Annotated in this window: 10 protein-coding genes, 1 tRNA gene and 2 pseudogenes; 9 read left to right on the forward strand and 4 right to left on the reverse strand. The window is 60.7% G+C overall.

Going from position 1 to position 21,380, the window contains the following annotated elements; all coding sequences use genetic code 11:
- Positions 1–171: 171 nt before the first annotated feature.
- A tRNA-Val gene (locus CCGE525_RS27005) sits at positions 172–247 on the forward strand.
- 293 nt (positions 248–540) lie between these two features.
- Here CCGE525_RS27005 and CCGE525_RS27010 read toward each other — a convergent pair.
- Complete coding sequence (locus CCGE525_RS27010) at positions 541–828, reverse strand: hypothetical protein (protein ID WP_120707348.1); 288 nt, start codon at positions 826–828, stop codon at positions 541–543.
- A gap of 361 nt (positions 829–1,189) precedes the next feature.
- The gene (locus CCGE525_RS27015; RefSeq protein WP_120707349.1) at positions 1,190–1,381 is read right to left on the reverse strand and encodes a hypothetical protein; all 192 of its coding nucleotides are present in this window, start codon (positions 1,379–1,381) and stop codon (positions 1,190–1,192) included.
- 177 nt (positions 1,382–1,558) lie between these two features.
- On the opposite strand from CCGE525_RS27015, the gene CCGE525_RS27020 reads away from it, so the two are divergent.
- The 6 genes from CCGE525_RS27020 (at position 1,559) to CCGE525_RS27045 (ending at position 19,263) form a co-directional block, all read left to right on the forward strand.
- Positions 1,559–2,245 carry an invasion associated locus B family protein gene (locus CCGE525_RS27020; protein WP_120707350.1) on the forward strand — a complete coding sequence of 229 codons (687 nt, stop codon included), beginning with the start codon at positions 1,559–1,561 and terminating at the stop codon, positions 2,243–2,245.
- Positions 2,246–2,264: 19 nt separating this feature from the next.
- A complete protein-coding gene (locus CCGE525_RS27025) occupies positions 2,265–4,040 on the forward strand; it encodes a ShlB/FhaC/HecB family hemolysin secretion/activation protein (RefSeq protein WP_120707351.1) in 1,776 nt (591 codons plus the stop codon).
- Between the two features lie 20 nt (positions 4,041–4,060).
- Positions 4,061–4,525, forward strand: coding sequence for a hypothetical protein (locus tag CCGE525_RS27030; RefSeq protein ID WP_120707352.1), 465 nt, complete (start codon positions 4,061–4,063; stop codon positions 4,523–4,525).
- Positions 4,526–4,584: 59 nt separating this feature from the next.
- Positions 4,585–5,142 carry a hypothetical protein gene (locus tag CCGE525_RS27035; RefSeq protein WP_120708648.1) on the forward strand — a complete coding sequence of 186 codons (558 nt, stop codon included), beginning with the start codon at positions 4,585–4,587 and terminating at the stop codon, positions 5,140–5,142.
- A gap of 706 nt (positions 5,143–5,848) precedes the next feature.
- Positions 5,849–18,754, forward strand: coding sequence for a hemagglutinin repeat-containing protein (locus tag CCGE525_RS27040; RefSeq protein ID WP_120707353.1), 12,906 nt, complete (start codon positions 5,849–5,851; stop codon positions 18,752–18,754).
- Positions 18,751–19,263: a hypothetical protein gene (locus tag CCGE525_RS27045; protein ID WP_162950322.1), complete on the forward strand. Its 513-nt coding sequence runs from the start codon at positions 18,751–18,753 to the stop codon at positions 19,261–19,263. Before CCGE525_RS27040 ends, CCGE525_RS27045 begins: the two co-directional genes overlap by 4 nt.
- Positions 19,264–19,492: 229 nt before the next feature.
- Here the strand turns inward: CCGE525_RS27045 and CCGE525_RS27050 are convergent.
- Both CCGE525_RS27050 and CCGE525_RS27055 read right to left on the reverse strand, forming a co-directional pair.
- Positions 19,493–19,693: pseudogene (locus CCGE525_RS27050) on the reverse strand (tyrosine-type recombinase/integrase); the annotation flags it as partial.
- A gap of 12 nt (positions 19,694–19,705) precedes the next feature.
- Positions 19,706–20,446, reverse strand: a pseudogene (locus CCGE525_RS27055) (IS3 family transposase); the annotation flags it as partial.
- Positions 20,447–20,487: 41 nt separating this feature from the next.
- Here CCGE525_RS27055 and CCGE525_RS27060 point away from each other — a divergent pair.
- Positions 20,488–21,105: a hemagglutinin repeat-containing protein gene (locus tag CCGE525_RS27060; RefSeq protein ID WP_120707355.1), complete on the forward strand. Its 618-nt coding sequence runs from the start codon at positions 20,488–20,490 to the stop codon at positions 21,103–21,105.
- A 9-nt stretch (positions 21,106–21,114) separates the two neighbouring features.
- Positions 21,115–21,363, forward strand: a complete 249-nt coding sequence (locus CCGE525_RS27065; protein WP_120707356.1) for a hypothetical protein — start codon at positions 21,115–21,117, stop codon at positions 21,361–21,363.
- Positions 21,364–21,380 lie beyond the last annotated feature (17 nt).

Below are 21,380 nucleotides of genomic sequence, written 5' to 3' on the forward strand. Positions count from 1 at the left end.
TCTATTTCGGGGCGCGCTTGAAGAAATCGCTTCCGACGAGCGTCGGAACTCGGGTGCGTTCAAGAGCTATAGGGTCGCAAAAAAAATGCAAATCGCTCTTGTATTTTGAGAATGGCACAGGTAGATGACACTCACCGAACGCGAGGGGCGATCACGCTCCGCCCGCGAGAAGGGCGATTAGCTCAGTTGGTAGAGCGCCTCGTTTACACCGAGGATGTCGGGAGTTCGAGTCTCTCATCGCCCACCATTCTTCCCAGCTGCAGTATCAAAAATATTAAATTTTTCAGCGGTTTCCGTCAATGGGAATGACACGGCTATATCAGGAAGACGGCGATTGACGCTGCATTGATTCAGAAAAGCTGTGTGTCAGCAATATAATCTTTCTCTTAACTTTGTCGCTACGCTGCGGACCCAATTTGTCAGTCGACACGCAATCTGCCCAAGGCTGAAGAGGGCGCATTTGTCGTTGTTAGCGATGCCACTCATCGAGCCGCTACCGCTCTCGCTCTCGACATCGCATCAAAGGATGAAAAGGCGAAGTCAGATCTCGCCGCCGACGAAGGTGATGGGGTAGCCGCTCGCTTGCTGGCCCAGAATGGCGCGTGGGCCGCATTCACCCGCATAGACGGTGATGACGCCAATGTCGTCGCCTGCGCTCCGATTCCGATCATGATACGATCGCTTTCCAGCTTGACCGGATAAGGTTCTCAGATCGATGAAGTCGGCGCGCCCCCAGCCGCGCCGGTTTGTAACTGAAGCGTCTATCGTGCTTTCGACATTCGATGATGACGTCCATGAAAGGTCCGTCTGCCAGGTGAATGTTCTCATAGGTGCAAAGCTCGTCGGTCGCGAAATACGGCTGCACATTCCAGCTCGATTATGATCACTTTTGATCAGGGGAGACACGGAATGAAAAAAGCCCGCTTCGTTGACATTGCGACCGCCACAGGCGCCGGCGTGGCAACCGTCGAGCGCGTTCCTAATGAACGAAGCGGCGTCAAGCCTTAAACCTTCTCCTGGGCGACAAGCCCGACATCACCAAGTTCGACTAAACTGCGACCTCCCGGAAAGATATTCGCCGGGATCGGCGTGGTTAAGAATCGTTCGTTCAGCGCGCGGCCGCTTTTCGGCCGCTCCAGCCGGATTGGGATCGGCCGCCTGCTGCCACCTATGCACGAATATTCAATACCTACTCCTTGTACTGAGCAATTGCGGCCCAGCATCTTACAATATCAAATATTTGCGCGGTCTTGCCGAAAGTCAGGCGGCGCAATTGATGGGTGTTTGGCAGCTTGATGAGCCACGCTTTACCGCCTAGCTCAATGTCATCAACAAGCGCTTCTGTTGCAAAAAATACACGCGGTTCACCAAAAGCGAGCACGAATCATCGCTTCGATAATTCTAACTATCCGTGTGTCGAAGAGGTCTGCTATGGAGCAGATCAAGCCGATGATTGGCCGCACCCCTCCCAGGTGCCGTTCCCCCCTGAAACGATGATTTGTCGATGAGCAAGTGCCGTCTTGCTCAATCGGATAGTTTTGACCTTAGGAAAGTTTACATGACGTTTGCCGTTTTGAATGACATGTTTTCCGTCAAGAAACTCGCATCTCTAATGCTGATCTCATCTGTTCTGTGTGCGTCGTCGGGCATGGCTCAGGAGCAGCCGACGGCAGGTGCAGCCGCGCCGACTAGTGCAAGCGCTCAACAGAATTCTGCTAGTACATCTGCCGATCAACAACAGCCGGCGCCGCAAGCCCGCGTGCAGAAGTTCGATGACTGGTATTATCGCTGCGTCGATGGCAAGGCAGCCGATGGTTCGGCGACGACAAGTTGCGAAGTGGCTGAGATCGCGACGGTGAAGCAGGGTGAGCAGGACGTCAACATCCTGACCTTGGCGATCGCCAAAGCGCCGGCGTCTACTCCGGCTTCGCCGCAGAAGGGAAGCAAGGCGGCGCAGAGCGATCTCGTGCTGACAACGCTTGTGCCACTCAACATGTATCTGCCGGCGGGGCTTAGCATCGACGCGGGCGACAAGCCTGTTGTCCAGCTTGCCTACCGCAATTGCAACCAGGCCGGTTGTTGGTCGCAGCAGAAGCTGGATGCAAAGATGGTCGCGGCACTTTCCAAGGCGGCGGATGGCGTCGGTCACGTGCAGATGATGAATGGCCAAAAGGTCAACATCAAATTCTCGTTGAAGGGATTGGCAGCGGCATTGGATGCGCTGCAGAAACCCGCTTCCAACTGACTGCGCAACGCGAACGACCATGACATCGGCCCGGCGACCGAAGGTTGCCCGACGCAACCTTGCCTCCACGGCGTCCTCTTTCATCGTGCGCGCCATTGTATTGCTCGCGACGGCATTGCCGGCGGCGATGGCTGCTGCACAGCAATCGCCAAATGATGATTTTGCGCGCCGGCACGCGCTGCAGAATGAACAACAGCGCCTCGACGCGCTGCGCCAGAGCACACCGAAGCCGTCGGAAGCGCCGGCTGAGCAACGGCAGGAAGCGGGAGCTAAAAAAGGCGGGCCGTGTTTCCCAATCACGAATGTCGAGGTGGAGGGGGGCAAGCGATTAGCAGCCGATGATATCGACAGGGTCACCGCATCCTACCGCAACCGCTGTGTCGGTGCCGGAGACATCAACACGCTGTTGCGTGACCTGACCCAGCTCTATCTCGACAAGGGCTTCGTAACCTCGCGCCTCTACGTGCCGGCTCAAGATATTGCCAAGACGAAGACATTGCGTCTGGTCGCCGTCGAGGGGACCTTGTCCGACATCTATGTCAACGGCAAGCCGGCCCCGGGCTCCGGCGTCCTTGCCACCGCCTTTCCCGGCCTGAAGGACCATATCGTCAATCTGCGCGACATTGAGCAGGGCCTCGACCAGATCAACCGGCTGAATTCCAACAATGCCAAGACGGCAATGCTGCCCGGTAAGACCAGCGGCACGTCGATCCTCAATATCGAGAACAAGCCCAGTCACCCCTGGCACCTCTCGGTCGGAAACAGCAATCTCGGTCAGGCACAGACGGGTTATTCCAAGAGCTCGGCCTCGATCGGCTATGACAATCTCTTCGGCGTGAATGACCAGTGGAGCTTCGGCTACGAGCATACGGGGCCGAACTATCCCTGGCACGACGACGGTCAGGGCAGGAGCGATAGCTATACCGGCAATGTCAGCGTTCCCTATGGCTACTGGACGCTCTCGGCAAACGGTGCCTGGTACGGCTATGACAGCTCGGTTCCCGGCAATTTCGGGACTTTGCAGACGTCGGGCAATTCCAAGCAGCTCGGCGTCAGTGCCGACCGCGTCATTTTCCGCGACAAGGATTCAATCACGACGGTCAACAGCGGTTTGACCTACAAGGAAACCAATAATTTCCTGCTTGGCAGCAAGATCGAGGTCGGTAGCCGCAAATATACGGTGGGCGACCTTGGCATCTCGCACTCGCGGCGCATGTTTGGAGGCCTCTGGGTCTTCGATCTTTCCTACGGCCAGGGTCTCAACCTGTTCGACGCCGTCGACCCCGGCGATGCCGGCGCGGGCAACGCCGATCCGCGGTTCTCGAAGTTTAACGGCACGATCACGATGACACGGCCGTTTCAGCTCGGCGAACAGCACTTCGAGGTCAATTCTATCCTGACTGGACAATATTCGCCGGACAATCTGTTTGGAGCCGAACAGATCTCGCTCGGCAGCTATTCCACTGTGCGCGGCACGCGCGAGAGCATGCTTTACGGCAACAACGGCTTTTTCATGCGCAACGACCTGGTCTGGCGTACCCAGCCCTTTGCCGACAATGCAGCCCTTTCGAAAATGTTCGGCGAGTTCCGTCCCTATGTCGGGCTCGACTACGGCCGGATCGCTTCTCAGACGCGCTATCAGATCGAGGGTGGCGACATGCTCGGCTGGACGGTTGGTGCCAAGCTTGCGGGCGGCAATCTCAATCTCGACATCGGCTATTCCGACGTGCTGGCCGGCACTGTCGATAAAAAGGATGGGGGGCTGCTTTTCGTCAGCTCCTCTGTGCGGTGGTAACAAAAATTTAGAGGAAAATCATGGGTTTATTCATTCGAAAAGACAACAATACGGCCTCCTCGGCATCGCCTCCTGTGGCTGCGCTTCTTTGTTGTGCCATCGCGCTTTCGAGCTGCGGCGGCCGAGAAGCCCATCCGATCGCACCGACTAACGTCGGCGACAGCGGGATGGATTGCAGCGGGATCTCGCGCGAATTCGCAGCCAACGAACGTCAGATCCTCGCAACCGTTAAAGAGCGCTCGCAAGCTCAAGGCAAGAACGTCATTCTAGGCGCCACCGGCGTTCTTCTCTTCTGGCCGGCATTATTCTTCATGGATCCCAAATCACCAGAGAAGGTCGAAATCGACGCGTTGCGCAATCGCAACCAGGTGCTGACCGACCTCGCCCGTTCGCGAAAGTGCCCGGTGCCCAAGTCGCAATTGGGTGACGTCTACAAGAAGCTCGACGGCGATGTGAAGACGGCGCCGGCCAAGAGAGACGGTTGAGGTGGCGTGAGATGTACATGCATTTGATATCCGATATGAGCGACTTCAGAGCGCGGTTGATGCGGCGCGCGTCCTGCGCAATGGCCTTGCTTTTCGTGACCATGCTTGCCTCGTGCGTTACCGCTGATCCCCGGCTGATCGCGGCCCTTCAGAGAACATCAGTCCGTGAGATCCGCGTGGAGACGGCACCTGATGTGAAGATGACGGGTCTTTTCACGGAAGGCAAACCCGATCCGCAGCTCTCCGTCGTCGTTCGCACGTTAAAGAACACGATGGAGAAGGAGTTGATTGGCCTCCCGGGCGGTCCCAATCGCGGGCGACTGGTCGTCACCTTGCATGTCGTCAATTTGAGCACCAAGGCTGGACGCATCCTCATCGAAAGCAATAGCGACATCGTTGGAACGGTCAGGCTGGAAGACGCCAAGACCGGCCAGCTGATTGCCGAAAACCCGAATGTGTACGGCCGAAATCCTGCAATGAGGGGCGAGGGGCTCGGAATATTCGTGGCCATGGCCGTCAACGCGGCGGAGGCAGCCGGACCTGAAGATATCCTGGCGCAACGCCTCTCAAATGCTTTCACCCACCAAGTCAAGCTGTGGCTGCAGACGAAGAAGTGAGCCGAACCAGGTTGCCCCGCCGGCAGGCGGGGCGCCTAAGCAGCAAATGGCACGTCTTTTGTTTTAAATTCTTTCACCTCAGCCACATGCCGACTTCGGCTCCCATCCCGTATCGATGGTCTGGCTCCGCATGCCACCACAACCGCGGCAATATTCAGCCGCCGCAATAACCAAGTGCTGGTAGGCCCTGACGGTATCCGATAGGCCTGCTGCCGACGCAACCACGTCTTCCCAATTTAAAGTGCAACACTACCAGGATCGATCTATCTCGCATCGGTGGTCAGCAATAGCGATGAGATCGTCCGGCCTGGCTGGACAAGTCTTTGCCGAGCGAGAACATGGTTTGGGTCCAAGGCAGAATAAGAGTGTAATTCAAATGCACAATATTAGTGTTTGCCGACAGCTTCCGGATCGCCGCGTCGCGAAACCTGAAGCACCAACGAAAAAAACAGCCGTAACGTGTGTAATCCTCGCTATTGCCTGTAGTCGTTGGTGTAAAATTCACACTGGCTTTACCAAATTTGCGCGAACTCTCTAAAGTTTGCTCTCCATATCCGTGTATTGAATTGACGTTCGCCTCCAAGTCCATCAAGAAAAATCATCACTGTGGTGCCGCATGACGCGGTCCGGGCGAGGCAAGACATAGGCGACATTTTCCGGCGAGATCTGCCGACGTGGCCTAGCCTCAGAAGGGCGAAGGCGTATCGTGGGCAAGCATCCAGGGCTGGATTCCAGCAAATCGTTCAATGAGCGGACCGTCTTGCGGTCGAGGGCGAGCAATGCCATTCACCGGCTCGCGCGCCTCGGACGCCAATCGCTCGCGGTCACCCTCAGCGCGCTTCTATTTCTGCAGCCGGCGATTGCCAATGCGCAGTCAGTATCGGCCAGCACCACGGCGCCTGTCGCCAACCAGCCGAGCGTCGGTGCTGCCCCGAACGGTGTGCCGCTCGTCGATATTGTCACGCCGAACGCCGCCGGCCTTTCACACAACAAATACGACAATTTCAATGTCGGTACCCAGGGTCTAATCCTCAACAACTTCAAGGGCGAGCAAGGCACGTCGAACCTCGGCGGTGTGACGCCGGGCAATCCGAACCTCAATGCCTCGAACCCGGCCTCCGTCATCCTGAACGAGGTGACCAGCGGCAACCGCTCGGCGCTCAATGGCCCGACGGAAGTCTTTGGTGGTCGCGCCGACGTCATCATAGCCAATCCTAACGGAATCACATGCGCCGGCTGCGGCTTCATCAACACGCCACATGCGACGCTGACGACCGGCGTGCCCACGATCGGCGCCGACGGAAGCCTGACGGGTTTTACCGTCAATGGCGGCGACGTGACCTTCGAGGGGGCCGGCGGCAATTTTGCCGCTGCTCCTGGTTCCGTCGACCTGTTCGACGTGGTGTCTCGCACGATCCATGTGAATGCGCCGGTTTACGGCAAGACGCTACGGCTGACGGCCGGGGCCAATAAGTACGACTATGCGACGGGTGAGGCGACGGCGCTGACTGCCACCTCCGGTACGCCGGAATACGCCATCGACGGCACAGCGCTTGGCGCCATGCAGGCCGACCGCATCAAGATCGTCGTCACCGAGAAAGGTGCCGGCGTCAATATGAGCGGCGACATGGCCGCTAATGCCGGCGAACTGTCACTGTCGGCAGACGGCAAGATCTCGATCGGCAATGCCTCGGGCAGCCAGGGCGTCAGCATCACCTCGAAGAACAGGGTGACGGCTGCAAAACTGAGCTCGAAGGCGAAGGTCGCCATTCAGGCCGATCAGGGCATTACTCTGCAATCGGTCGCTGCCGACGACGATATCGCCCTGTCGAGCGGCAGCGGCTTATTGAGCGTGACGGGTGACAGCAACAGCGCCGCCAATCTTGTGATGACGTCGGCGGCTGGCATCTCTGCTGCCAACGTGACCGCGGGTGGAACGGCAACGCTGTCGACCTCTGCCGGCAATATCGGCCTAACGGGGGCGGCCAACAGCACGGGTGCGCTGTCGATCACCGCGACCTCCGGTTCGATCTCGGCCGCCTCGCTTCTGAGCTACAACAATATCGGCCTCAATGCCGGTCTGGATATTGCCATTTCCGGCACGGTGTTTGCTCAGGGCAGCATTGCCGTAACAGGCCGGTCGATATCGACCGGCGCCACCGTCTCCGGCCTCGACATTGCTGCCACCCAGGCAAACGGCAACACGGTGCTGGCGAGCGCTGCCGACCTGCAACTGACGGCAACAAGCGGTTCGGTCAGTGCCGCAAGCCTGCTTTCCTCCGGCAATATCGCGGTCGATGCGACCTCGCTGGCAGCCCAGACTATCACGGCGCATGGTGCCGTCGGCATCAATGCCGCTGGCACGACGACCGCAAGCGGTCGCGTGGACGTTTCGGGCCAACTCCTTGCCTCCGGCGCTGTCTCGATCAATGGCCAGGGCATTCAGGCAACGACGATCGCCTCCGGCGTCGACTTCGCCGCCACCGATGCGGCGGGCGGCAATATTGCTCTTGGTTCGTCCGGCACGCTCGATCTGACAGCTGGCGCCGGTACCATCGCTGTCGGCACGCTGCTGTCAGCCGGCGATCTCACGGCCCAGGCCGCGCTGCTGCAGTCCAGCAATCTCACCAGCCATGGCAGTGTCGGCATTGATGGCGGCGTCGATGTCGCCAGCCAACTGCTCGGGGCCGGCACTATTACCATCAACGGCAACGCCAATGGCGTCAGCGCCGATCTTCTCGCCTCCGGCGTCGACTTTGCCGCGACCAAGGCGGCCGGCGGTAATATCGTGCTGACACAGGCCGGCGATCTGACAATCAATGAGGGCGCCGGCACCATCCAGGCGGGGACGATCCTGGCGGCCGGCGCGATCGATGCCGTCGGCCAGACGATCACCGCCGATACCATCACTGGCCACAAGGACATTACGCTGGCCGGCGCCAGCAGCACGACCGGCAGCGGTCGTGTTGACATCACCGACCAGGTCCTCGGGGCCGGCAATGTAGACATCACCGGCTCGAGCATCGCGGCCGGCGCCATCGTCTCCGGGGTCGATATCGCCGCCACCGATGCGGCCGGCGGCAGGATCGCGCTTGGCAGGGCGGCAGCCGGGACCGGCAATCTGACATTGACGGCCTCAGGCGCGCTCAGCGCCGGAACGCTGTTGTCGTCAGGCGATCTCAATGCCAGCGCCGCGACCATCACGGCCGATGATATCTCCGCCCATGGCGACATGACGCTCGGCGGTGCGATCAGCGTTACCAACCAGATCCTTGGTGCTGGTAACATATCGATCACTGGTCAAAACTTGAGTGCGCAGACTCTCGTTGCCGGCATCAACTTCGACGCCACCAATGCCGCCGGCGGCAATATCGTGCTTGGCCAGGCGGGTGATCTATCGGTCTCAACCAACGGCGCCTCCACAGCGTCGACCATACAGGCCGCCGGTGCGATAGGAGTCGATGCGGCGAGCATTACCGCTGACGCGATCACCGGTCACAAGGACATCACGCTTTCTGGTGCGACTGATGTTAGCGGCCAGGTTCTCGGCGGCAATGACGTCAACATCTCCGGCTCCAGCATCACGGCCGGCACCGTGGTTTCCGGCGTCGACTTCGCCGCGACGGCCGCCGGTGGCGGCAATATCGCGCTCACCAGCAGTGGCGATCTGACGCTTGCCTCGACCGGCGATATCGATGCCGGCACGCTGCTATCGGCCGGCGATCTCAGTGCTGCCGGTTCGGTCGTCACGGCGGACAACGTCACCGCCCATGGCGACATAATGCTCGGCGGCGCGATCAGCGTTACGGATCAGATCCTCGGTTCCGGCAACGTATCGATCACCGGCCAAAGCCTGTCCGCGCAAACCCTTGTCTCCGGTATCGATTTCGACGCCACCAACACCGCCGGCGGCAATATCGTCCTTGGCCAAAGCGGCGACCTGTTGGTCTCGGTCAGCGGCGCGGCAGCGGCATCGACAACCCAGGCCGCTGGAGCGATGGACGTAAGTGCTGCGAGCATTACCGCCGATGCGATCGCCGGACATCAGGATATCAGCCTTTCCGGAGCCACCACCGTCAACGGGCAGATCCTTGGTGGAAGCGACATCAACATCTCCGGTTCCAGCATCAAGGCAGGTACCATCGTTTCTGGCGTCGACTTCGCCGCGACGGCTGCCTCTGGTGGCGGTATTGTGCTCGCCAGCGGCGGCGATCTGACGCTAGCCTCGACCGGCAACATCAATGGCGGTACGCTGCTGTCGGCCGGCGATCTCGGTGCCAGCGGCGTCACCGTCGCTGCCAATACGGTCACGGCGCATGGCGATGTGATGCTCGGTGGCGCGATCACCGTCAGCGGCCAGATCCTCGGTTCCGGCAATGTATCGATCACCGGCCAAAGCCTGTCCGCCCAGACCATAGTCTCCGGCATCGACTTCGACGCTACCAATGCCGCTGGCGGCAATATCGTTCTTGGCCAGAACGGCGATCTCACGGTCTCGGTCAGCGGTGCGGCGGCGGCATCAACGATGCAGGCTGCGGGCGCGATCGACATTGGCGGCGCTACCATTACTGCTGACGCCGTCACCGGCCACAAGGACATCACCCTTTCCGGTGCGAGCGATGTCAGCGGCCAGATCCTTGGTGGTGGCGACATCGGCATCTCCGGCTCCAGCATCGCCGCCGGCGCCATCATTTCAGGCGTCGACTTCGCCGCGACGGCGGCTGCCAACGGCAATATCGTCCAGACGGCAAGTGGCAACGTGCAGCTTGCCTCGACGGGCAATCTCACTATCGGCACGCTTCTATCGGCGGGCGATCTCACCGCGCAGGCGATTGACCTGACGGCAAGCAGCATCACCAGCCATGGCGATGTCGATTTGAAGGCCAGCGGCACGACGACCGGAACCGGCCGCGTCGATGTCAGCGGCCAGGTGCTGTCGGCCGGCAATCTTTCGATCGATGGCGCCAGCCTCAATGCCGGTCTTCTCGTCTCTGGCGTCGATTTTACGGCGACCTCGGCCGCCGGCGGCAATATCGTCCTTGGAGGGGCCGGCTCGACGGACCTCGCCGTCTCCGGCAATGCCGTAGCCAGCACAATCCTGTCCGCCGGCGGTTTGACGGCGACAGCGGCCGATCTGCAGGCCGGCAGCATCACCGGCCATGGCAAGGTCGGGATCAACGGCAACGTCGATGTCACCAGCCAAATTCTCGCCGCCGGTGATCTGACGCTGAATGGCGGCAGCATCAGCGCGCCTGTGCTGATCTCCGGCATCGATTTTACCGCCACCACGGCGGCCGGCGGCAATATCGTGCTGGCGCAGTCCGGCGCCATGAACCTCTCCGCAACAGGCGATATCGTCTCGCAAACCATCATGTCGGCCGGCGACTTTGCCGCACACGCCGCCGATCTTACAGCCGACAGCATCACCAGCCACGGCAATGTCGATGTCATCGGCAACGTCGACGTGGCGAACCAGATCATTGCCGCGGGCAATCTGACCCTCAATGGCGGTCACATCAGGGCGCCCACCCTGATCTCCGGCATCGACTTTGCCGGAACCAACGCCGCCGGCGGCGGCATCGTGCTGGGATCGTCCGGTGACATGCAGCTTACCGCCGCAGCCGATATTGCGACGTCGACCATGCTCTCGGCTGGTGATATCGACGCCACGGCCGCGACCATCACTGCCGGTGCCGTCACCGCGCATGGCGACGCCACCCTTGCCGGCAACAACAGCGTCAATGTCACCGGCCAGCTCCTGGCGGCCGACGCCGCCTCGCTTTCCGGCCAGACCGTTCAGGTGGGCCAGGCTGTCACCGGCGTCGATTTTGCCACCACCGCGCAATCATCCAACGGCGCCATCGCTCTCGGATCCAGTGGCGATCTCGACATCACCGCAGGAAGTGCGACAGCCGGCACGCTGATCGTCGCAGGTACCCTCGATGTGGCGGCAAGTGCCTTTACCGGTGGCAACATCACCAGCCACGGCACCGTCTCGATAGGTTCGTCCAGCAGTCCCGCCGCGGTTGCGATCAACGGCCAGCTTCTTGGCGGAAGCGATGTCTCGATCACCGGCTCCAGCATCAGCGGCAACGTCATCGTCGCAGGCGTCGATTTTGCCACGACCGGCCAGTCGGCAAGCGGCAATATCGTCCTCGGCAATGCGGGTGATCTGACGCTGAAGGCCACCTCCGGCAATATAGCCGTCAACAGCCTGATGGCCGCCGGCAGCATCACCGCCAATGCGGCAAACAATGTCAGTGCCAATGCCGTTGCCCATGGCGACCTGACAATGACCGCCGGCAATGCGATCACACTCACCGGCCAGTCGCTTGCAGCGCGCAACGTCACTCTGTCCGCCCGGTCGATCACAGCAGATTCGCTGGTCTCGGGCGTCGATTTTGCCGCCACCCATGCCGCGGCTGGCGGCAGCCTGATGCTGCAGCGCACCGGCACGATGACGCTTGCCGCCTCCAGCGGCAGCATCAACGCCAACGTCCTGCTCTCTGGCGGCAATCTGGCCGCCTCGGCAACGCAGAACATCGGCTACGCCAGCCTGCAGAGCCTCGGCAATGCGACGCTCACCGCACCAGGTTCCATCGCCTACACCAGCACTACCCGCGTCGGCGGCAATCTCACGCTCACCACCGGGGTTCTCGATCTCTCCGGCGGCAGGGGCAGCCAGATCGCCGGCGGCGGTACGCTGGTCGTCAACGCCTCTTCCGCCAATCTTTCCGGCAGCAATCTCGTCTTCGGCGGCCTGGCGCTCAACATCTCCGGCAACGCCGACCTCTCCAACGCCGACGTAAGCACCGTTACCAATGCCGGCGGCTCCGGCGATATCGCCATCTCCGCCGCCGGCCTTACGACAACGGCCGGCACCTCGCTGCTTGCCGCACATAACCTGACACTCAGCCTGCCGTCGCTTGCTAACACCGGTCAGCTTGCCGCAGGCAACAATCTCACCTTCAACATCGCCGGCGACTTCTACAACAGCCCCTCCGGCCTCGTCTTTACCGGCAACAACGCCAACCTCTTCATCGGTGGCGTACTGACCAACGACCAAGGCGCCATCCTTTCCGGCAACGGTCTTGCCATCGCAGGTCCGGGCGGTGGCGGGCGCAATGGTGCCGTCGTCAACTCCGCCGGCCTCATTCAGTCCGGCGGCGGCATGTCGATCCTGACCAACGGGTTGACCAACACCACGACCTCGGGACCGACGATCCAGCGCGATGTGCAGATCTCCAACGCCGTCCTCAGCGCCTACGATCTCATCACCAGGACCTACGGCTGTGAAACACGTTGCAGCTCTGGTTCAGGCGACCACGAAGAGACTTACGGCTGGACGCAGACCGTCGATCATCTGGTCAACCAGATCGTCACTGAGGATCAACTGATCAGTGGTGCCGGCGCTTCGGCCAAGATCCGCGCGGGCAGCGACCTGACCATCAATGCGATCAATCTGATCAACGCCTACAGCTCGATCAAGTCCGACGGCAACATGCTGCTCACCGTCGCTGGCACGCTGACCAATGACGGTGCCACGCTGAACCGTACGACACAAACAGTCTGCGACAGCTCCACACCCTGCCAATATTACCCGGATGTGGTCTCCTCCGACACCACCGCTGGCGGTCCCGACTGCAGTGGCCCCAATCGTCCTTGCATTGGCAGCAACGATCCCTCGCTGACCTATTCGAGCAACCCCAACGGCAATCGCGACGCCTCGAAGGATCTTGCGGCCGGCACCACGGTGAGCGTGCAGGCGATCGGCGCCATCTCGGGCGTCATCCAGTCGCGGGGTGCACTGGTCATCAACGGCGGCGGCGCGGTCAACAACGTCGCCGCCAATGGCTCGATCAACGGCGGCGTTGCCATCGATGCTCCGGCGACTGCGAGCAATCCGCTGGGCGCCTTGAACAGCATGACCGCCGGGGGCGCGCTGTTTAACGTCAACGCCGCTCTGGCAAGCGTCGCCACCAATGGAGGCGCGAATGTCGGCAGCGGACCGTCGCTGGCAAGCACCGGCACGACGGTCGGCGGCGGTCCGGCAATCGGCGGCAACAATCTGACGGCAGGCAGCGCCTCAATCAGCGGCAATGGCGTGATGGCCACCGGCAGCGCCTCAATCAACGGCAACAGCCTGACGACCGGCGGCGCTGCGATCAGTCCGAACAGTCTGATGGGCAAGCTCACCGCTGCCATCGGCAATAGCGGCAATCTGGCCCAGATCCTGCAGGTGAACGGCGCTCAGCTCGCCTCGGTTGCCAAGCCGCAGTCCGGCGGCGTCGGAGGCACGGTTCCGGGTCAGGTCTTCCTGTTCGAGACGCGGGCAGCTTTCCTCGACGTCTCGACCTTCTACGGTTCGGGTTATTTCATAAACCGGATCGGCTATACGCCCGAGACGAAGGTCCCCTTCCTTGGCGATGCCTATTTCGACAATCAGCTCGTCGACGAGCAGATGCGGCAACTGGTCGGCGATGGTCTCGGCGCCGGCTCCTTCATTCCCGGCAACAACGCCACCGACCAGATGAAGACGCTGCTCGACAATGGTGTGGCCTATGCCGAGGCGAACGGCCTTGCCCTCGGCCAGGGGCTGACGCCACAGCAGGCGGCCTCACTCACCCAGTCGATCGTGATCTACCAGGCCGAGGTCGTCGACGGCGCGCAGGTGCTGGTGCCGGTCGTCTATCTCTCGGCCGCCGACCGCGCCAAGGTCAACAGTTCGGCCGCCGTCATCGCCGGCAACACCGTCAGCATCGATGCCGGCTCCGTCGATAATTCCGGCGCCATCGCCGCGGCCGACGGCATGACCATCAATGCCACCGACATCAAGGCCAATGGTGGCGTCTTCCTCGCCGGCGGCAATATGAACCTCAATGCCACCAACGGCATCACGCTCGCCGCCCAGACGATGAACATCGGCGGCCAGACCGTCGTCGCATCCAATGGCGGCATCACCGCGGGCGGCAATCTGAAGGTCGATGCTGGCGCCGGCAGCCTGACGCTGTCCGGCACCAAGGTGGCGGTCGGCGGCTCGGCGCAGCTTTCCGGCCAGACCGTGACGGTCGGCGCCGTCAAACAGGACAATGGCGGCACCCAGGCCCTCATTGGCACCACGGTGACGACCGGCGGCAATCTCAGCATCGCTGGCACCAGCGGCGTCAACATCATCGCAAGTTCCGCTAAGGTCGGCGGCGACCTCTCCGTCCTCTCCTCGAACGGTTCGGTCAACATCATCTCCGCCGGCGTCGAGAACACCGTCCTCAACCAGGACCGGCTCAGCCTTGCCCAGGGCGGCACCATCACCACGACCACCAGCCAGACGCAGCAGGGCTCGTCGCTGATCGCCGGTGGCACTATGCTGGTGTCGGGCAACCAGGGTGTTTTGATCGCTGGCTCGTCGCTCGATGCCACGGGCAATCTCAACATCGCTTCGACGAACGGCAACATCGCGATCACCGCCTCTGAGGATCAGACAACCAGCCAGTCGAAGACGATCGCCGGTGCTGCCACCGGCTACCAGGGCGGCAGCTCGTCTTCGACCTCGCTCACCAGCAACGGCTCTTCGATCACCTCTGGCAACGGCAGCGTCACCGTCGAGGCCGACAACGGCAACATCAGCGTCCTTGGCTCCGATGTTGATGCTAAGGGCGGTACTGCCAACCTCGTCGCCAAGGGCGACGTCACCATTGGTGAAGCAACCGATAGCGCCTCCTCCTCCAGCCAGTCCGGCTCGAAGAAGGCGAGCGGGGCGACGACGACGGCCCAGGGCTCGTCGATCTCCGGTCACACCGGCGTCAATATCGCCTCCACCGGCGGCAACGTCACCATCTCGGCTTCCGGCGTCACCGCCGGCGATGCGACCCATACGGCGAACGCCAATATTCAGGCGACCGGCAACGTCGTCATCGCCTCCGGCAAGGACACCGACGAGACCACCTCCGACAGCAAGAAGAGCGGCTTCCTCTCGTCATCGAAAACCCACACGCATACCTACGACGAAGATACCGTTGGTTCCTCCGTTTCCGCCTCAGGCAACGTTAACGTAGCTGCCGACGGTGAGACCGTCGTTTCCGGCTCCAGCATCGCTGCCGGCAACAATCTCTCCCTCTCCGGCTCGACCGTCACTGTTATGGGCGCTGAGGAACAGCACGAGAGCGACAAGCAGGTCAAGAAATCCGGTATCGGCGTTGGCTCTGGCGGTGGCTTCATCTCGATCTACGGCAGCCACAGCAAGTCGATCACAGAGAGCTCTACCGACAATGTCGGCTCTGCGCTTTCGGCGGCCAACGGCAATATCACGCTCAATGCCACCAAGGGCGATCTCAACATCATCGGCTCGTCGGTTAGTGCCGGCCAGGACATCAACCTCTCGGCCGCCCGTGACGTCAACGTCACGCCGGGCGCGGAAAGTATCTCGAAATCCGAGCAGGACAAGCGCTCAGGCTTCGGCATCCAGTTATCCCTTGGTCAGGGCTCCGCCTCGATCGGCCTCGGCTATGGCTCGTCCACTGACAAGACATCAAAGGCATCGGCGACGAATGCCGCCTCGACGCTTGCCGCCGGCCGCGATGTCAACATCAACGCCGGCAACGACGTCAATCTCCAGGCAGCAAAGGTCGACGGCGGCCGCGATGCCAACCTCTTTGCTGCGAACGACGTCAATCTGCTCTCGGCCGAGGATCAGACCAACTATGCCGAGATGCACCAGCGGCTTTTTGCCGGCATCAGCCTCAACGTCTCGTCCGGGCTGATCAGCGCCGGTCAGAGCATCGCCTCGGCCGCCGGCAATCTTGGCGGCCCGAACAGCCAATATGCGTTGGCTCCAACGGCCCTTGCTGGATACCAGACATATAATACGCTGGACAAAATGGGGCTCCTGGGCGGCGCTGCGTCGCAGCCGCTCGCATCCACCTCGCTGACGGTCGGCTTCACGTCGTCAAAAACCGAGCAATCGACGACAGTTGGCACGCCGGTGGTGACGACGATCGATGCCGGCCGGAATGCCACCATCGTGGCCCAAGGGGGCGATATCACCGGTCGCGGCGCTCAAATCACCGCAGGTTCGGCCGGTGACGTTACCGGCGGCAATGTGCTGCTGTGGGCCGGTCGCAACATCGATCTCGAGAGTGCGCAGGCCTTCTCAAACACCTCGGCCAGCAGCCAGTCGGCCGGTGCCTTTGTCGGCATCGATGCCGGCGGCCTGACCGCCGGCGGCAGCTATGCCAAGGGCGGCGAGAAGGCCACTGGCGTCACTCAGGTCAACGGCCATGTGCTTGGGACCGGCAACGTCACCACCGTGTCCGGTGGCGACACCACGCTTGCGGGCGCCGTCGTCTCCGGCAACAGCGTTTCGACGATCGCGGGCGGCGACCTCGACATCGTCAGCCGTCAGGATACGGCCACCTATGACGAGAAGACGCTCGGTGCCAGCCTTGGTTTCTCCAATCTCACCGGTTTCTCGGGCGGCGTGCAGGTCGGCAAGACAAAGGGCACTTACGCCAATGTCGCCGAACAGTCGGGCATCGTCGCAGGTGACGGCGGCTATCACGTTACGGCAGGTGGCAATGTCGGTCTCATTGGCGGCGTCATCGCCTCGACCGCCGCGCCGGTCAACAACGAGCTGACGGCCAATTCGCTCACCTTCTCCAACCTCGAAAACACCTCGAAGGCCTCGACCTCCAGCTATGGCTTCAGCCTGACGCCTGGCGGCATCCCCGTTCCGAACGTTGGCCAGCCCGCCAGGCAGAGCGACACGGGCGCAGCCCTCGCCACGCTGACGCCGGGCAAGCTCACGCTCTCCGATCAGACCCAGGATCTCGCCAGCCTCAACACCGATCTTTCCAAGGCTAACGACACAGTCAAGCCGTTCGACATCGACAAGCTCAAGGCTCAGCAACAGAGTGCGGCCGCACTCTCTCAGCTTGCCAACATCGCAATCGGCGACATCGCCACGCGGTTCAATCTTCCCGACGGTGGTATTGAGAAGACCGCTCTGCACGCGGCGGCGGGTGCGCTGACGGCACTGGTCGCCGGCGGCAATGTCTCAGCTGGCGCACTTTCCGGCGCAGCACAGGAATTGATCGGCGCCATCGTTGACAAGGCGCTGATGGATAATCCGAACCTTACCCAGGAGCAGCGCAACGCCCTTGGCCAATGGGCCGCGACCTTGGTCGGCGCAATGGCCGGCGGAATGCAAGGCGCGGCAACCGCGCTCGATGCGGAAAAGTTCAACCGTCAGCTTCATGTCAAGGAAGGCGACCTCATCAACGCGAATGCCGCGCGCTACGCGGTCCAGCGAGGCTATTGTCAGAGCGCGGACAGTTGCTCCGCCGATGCTATCGCAAGAGCACAGGGCGAGCTGACAATGGAGGCCCTGCGCCGGGTCGACAGCGCATTTGCTGACATCAACGCGTCGCAAACGGCTGGAGCGTTCCTGGATGAGCTTGCACGGGAAAACAGTGCACCGGCCGGACAAAGCCTGTTCTCGGCTACGCCGGAGCAGTTCACCAACCATGTCTTGAACGTCGAGTACCTGTCGCAAAACAAAGATCTCTACGACACCTTTGGCAAACCAGGTGAAAGTAGATACTACACAGCCTATGTCGCAGCGCTGGTCTCAGCGGCAAACGACACCGCCGATCTCAAGAACGCCACGCCAACCCAGGCATCAGCGGTTCTGAACGGGATCAAAGACGCCATCGGTGTGGTCGACCAGGGCCAAGGGAACGCGACCGGTCTCGAAAATGCGCTGACGGGCTCGGAACAGACCTATCTCCAACTTCTCCAAAGCCTCACCAACGCCATCTCGACGACGGCGGGCACCAACGGGTCCGCGCTCCGGCAGTTTGCAATTCAAAACGCCGCACTCGTCGATGGCCTGATGGCGAATGCGGCCTTCGCGCAATCGGCGGGTAAGCTCATCCAGGTCGAATATATGATCGCGGTCGGGGGCGGCGCGGCGCTGCCGGCGGCGCAAGAGCTTGCCGCCATGTGCAGCCTGGGAGCGCAAGCCTGTGCGGCACAGGCTAACGTGATTTTCCAAGAGATCGTCGCCTCTATTCCTGAACTCGGCGGCACTGGCGTCGGCCTCGCTGGCATCAGCGCGCTCGATAAGGAAGCTGTCGATCAGGCGCTCGTAAAGGCGGCAGAGACAGGACCTCTTACTTCAGGCGGGAGGGCAAATGCTGCTACGGGAGCGCTTTTGCGCGAAGATCTGGCCCGCCAAGCCGGCATACCGCGTTCCATAGAAACCGTTTGGGGCAGTAGCCTGGATGATCTAAAAGCGTCCTACGAAATGGACGGTTGGACTGTCACGGATAAGGCGCCGCGGGCAAGTTCATCGGGGAACTCACAAATTTTCACCGTAGATGCGCCGCAAGGCGGCGGTCCAGTGGTCAAGCAGGTTCAATACAGCCCAGCAAGCTCGGAATCCGAGCATACCGGACAATACTATAAGTTTAGCTATTCTGACGGAGCAACCGTTAAGGTTATTGACCCAGCTACATATCAGGTGACTGGGTGGCCGGAAACCAACACAACGTTTTATAACCAAGCTGGAAATAAAATATCTTATGATGCTGCCAGCAAAACTTGGAGCGCGCATTGACTTATAACCTTGATTGGTCCGCCCCGATTGAACCTGGAAGCTCAATGCTAGGTTTGCAGCTTGGCATGACGTTTGCGAACGTACAGGCCCTTTTCGAATTCGATAGTACATCAGAGCGTCGGGCAACCAGGTTTTTGAACTCGCCTCGATTGATCGTCGATTCTGACAAAGAAGGGAGCATACTTCTTCGTGCTGCCGACATGGATAACGTCGTCTACGATTGGCAAAATATCCTCGTGCGTTTGATCTTCGATCATGGGATACTAAAGCTTATGATCGTGCGATTTAGCAAAGGTGACGAGGCGTACAGGTATCAAGGCAAAATATTTGGGAAGGTTGGCCTTGGATCACAAGTGTCGGAAATGCTGGAATTTGCTCCCCTCGAATATGATGATGCCGAAGAGCTTTTCTATTCAAATGGTCTTAAAGGATTGGAATTGGGAGGATCAAATGCATGCGATTTGATAACCAATCCTTCTCAAATAATTACTTCCATTAGAATTTTTTAGATGCGCTGAACGCCGCAGAGAGCGAAATCATGGCCGGCGGCCTAGTCGCGCAAACTGGCCAATGGACGGGCACTCGGACCCATCCCCCCGAATTCAGACGTAGCGACTGCGGATTCCAACGATGGCGCGCAGGCATTCCAAATTGATTGCGCGCAGCGTTCCAATCTGATCGCGCGCCCGCCCCATAGCGTTTACATTTTCGTCCATAGTTCACTCCAGAGCCCATTCCTCAGACTAAAATCCGCTCGATTTCGTCCAGGTTCACATCATCGCTGCGGCGATCGTAGAGCTGCGTCGTCCGCGTCGAAGAATGGTTGGCGATATTGGCCGCCTTCTCCAGAGTACCGCCGTTCTTCAGGTAGGCGGTGATACCGGTCGCCCGGAACGTGTGATTGCACACCGCGGTGCTGATCCCGGCTGCCACTGACCTGCCACTGAATTTTCATCCGGCGGCGATTAGAGCCTCGGCGGTTTTGAATACGCCAAGTGGCGCGGTGTGAGCAACCGGCGGAAACGCGAAGCTTTGATCTTGCGCAGCGTTGGAGCCGGTTGCGGCGATGATCCCGGCGTAGCCTGCCGGGGTCTGATATCCGAGCGATGAGTGCGGCCGGAAATGGTTATAATCGTCCGCCCATTCGGCGATGGCGCTTCGGGCGTGGTCGAGACCGAAGAACAGGCTCTCGTTGAGCAGCTCGTCGCGCATCCGACCATTGAAGGACTCGACATAACCGTTCTGCATGGGTCTTCCCGGCGCGATGTAGTGCCACTCGACCTTGTGATCCTTCGACCAGGCAAGGATGGCATTCGAGGTAAGTTCGGTGCCGTTGTCGGAGACAATCATTCCGGGCTTGCCGCGCCGTTCGATCAGCGTCGTCAGCTCGCGAGCAACACGACGGCCGGAGATTGAGGTGTCCGGGATCGCCGCCAAGCATTCGCGTGTCACATCATCGACGATATTGAGGACCCGGAACCGTCTCCCGCATGCAAACTGGTCGTGCACGAAATCGAGAGACCAACGGGCATTTGCCTTTGCCTCGACCAGGATCGGCGCACGTGTGCCGACGGCCCTTCGTCGAGCCTTCCGCTTGCGAACCGAAAGCCCTTCTTCGCGATACAGCCGATAGATGCGGTTGACGCCGGATGGCTCTCCATCCCGCCTGAGCAGGACGAACAGCCGTCGGTGTCAGCGGCACCAACAATGTCACTGTCGTCAGCGGCGACACGTTGACGCTCGCCGGCGCCGTCCTTTCCGGTGGTACGGTGAAAGTCGATGCCGCCAAGGGCATCGTCATCGAGAGCCGCCAGGACATCGCAAGTTACGACGAGAAGACGCAGAGCGCTTCGCTGAGCGTCGGTCCGGGTGCGAAAGGCAGCGTCGTCTCCGGTGGCTACAATCAGGGCACAATCACCGGCGATTATGCCAATGTCAGCCAACAGAGCGGCATCTTCGCCGGCTCCGGCGGCTATCAGGTTACCACCGATGGTACCATCGAGCTTGTCGGCGGTTTCATCGGGTCCACCGCCGATCCCGCCAACAACGATCTGACAGCCAGCCAAATTCTCTATTCCAACATCGACAATTCGATGTCGGCATCCTCGACGAGCTACGGCGTCAGCCTGATTGGCCCCGGGATTCCCATTCCAGTCGTGGCCCAACCGGCCAAGCAAAGTGACAGCGGCACAACTCTGGCGACGATCACGCCCGGCAACTGGAACTTGACGAACCAGCAGCAGGATCTGTCTGGACTTAACACCGATGCATCCAAGGCTAACGCTCAGGTCGATCCGTTCAACATCGACAAACTGCGGGCTCAGCAACAAAGTGCGGCAGCCTTGTCGTAACTCGCCAACATGGCAATCGGTGCGCTTGCCAGTCAGATGCATTGGGAAGAAGGCAGCCCGGAGAAAGTTGCCCTGCATGCGGCTGCCGCCGCTATCGTCGCCCAACTCGCCGGCGGCAATCCGGGCCAGGCTGCTGCCGCAGCCGCCGTGGAGGAACTTGCTAACGGCATCCTCCAACAGGTTCTGAAGGCGAATCCCAATCAGAACAGTCCACCATCACCACGACCACCAGCCAGACGCAGCAAGGCTCGTCGCTGATCGCCGGCGGCAATAGG

This window comes from Rhizobium jaguaris (assembly GCF_003627755.1).
GTDB lineage: Bacteria > Pseudomonadota > Alphaproteobacteria > Rhizobiales > Rhizobiaceae > Rhizobium > Rhizobium jaguaris.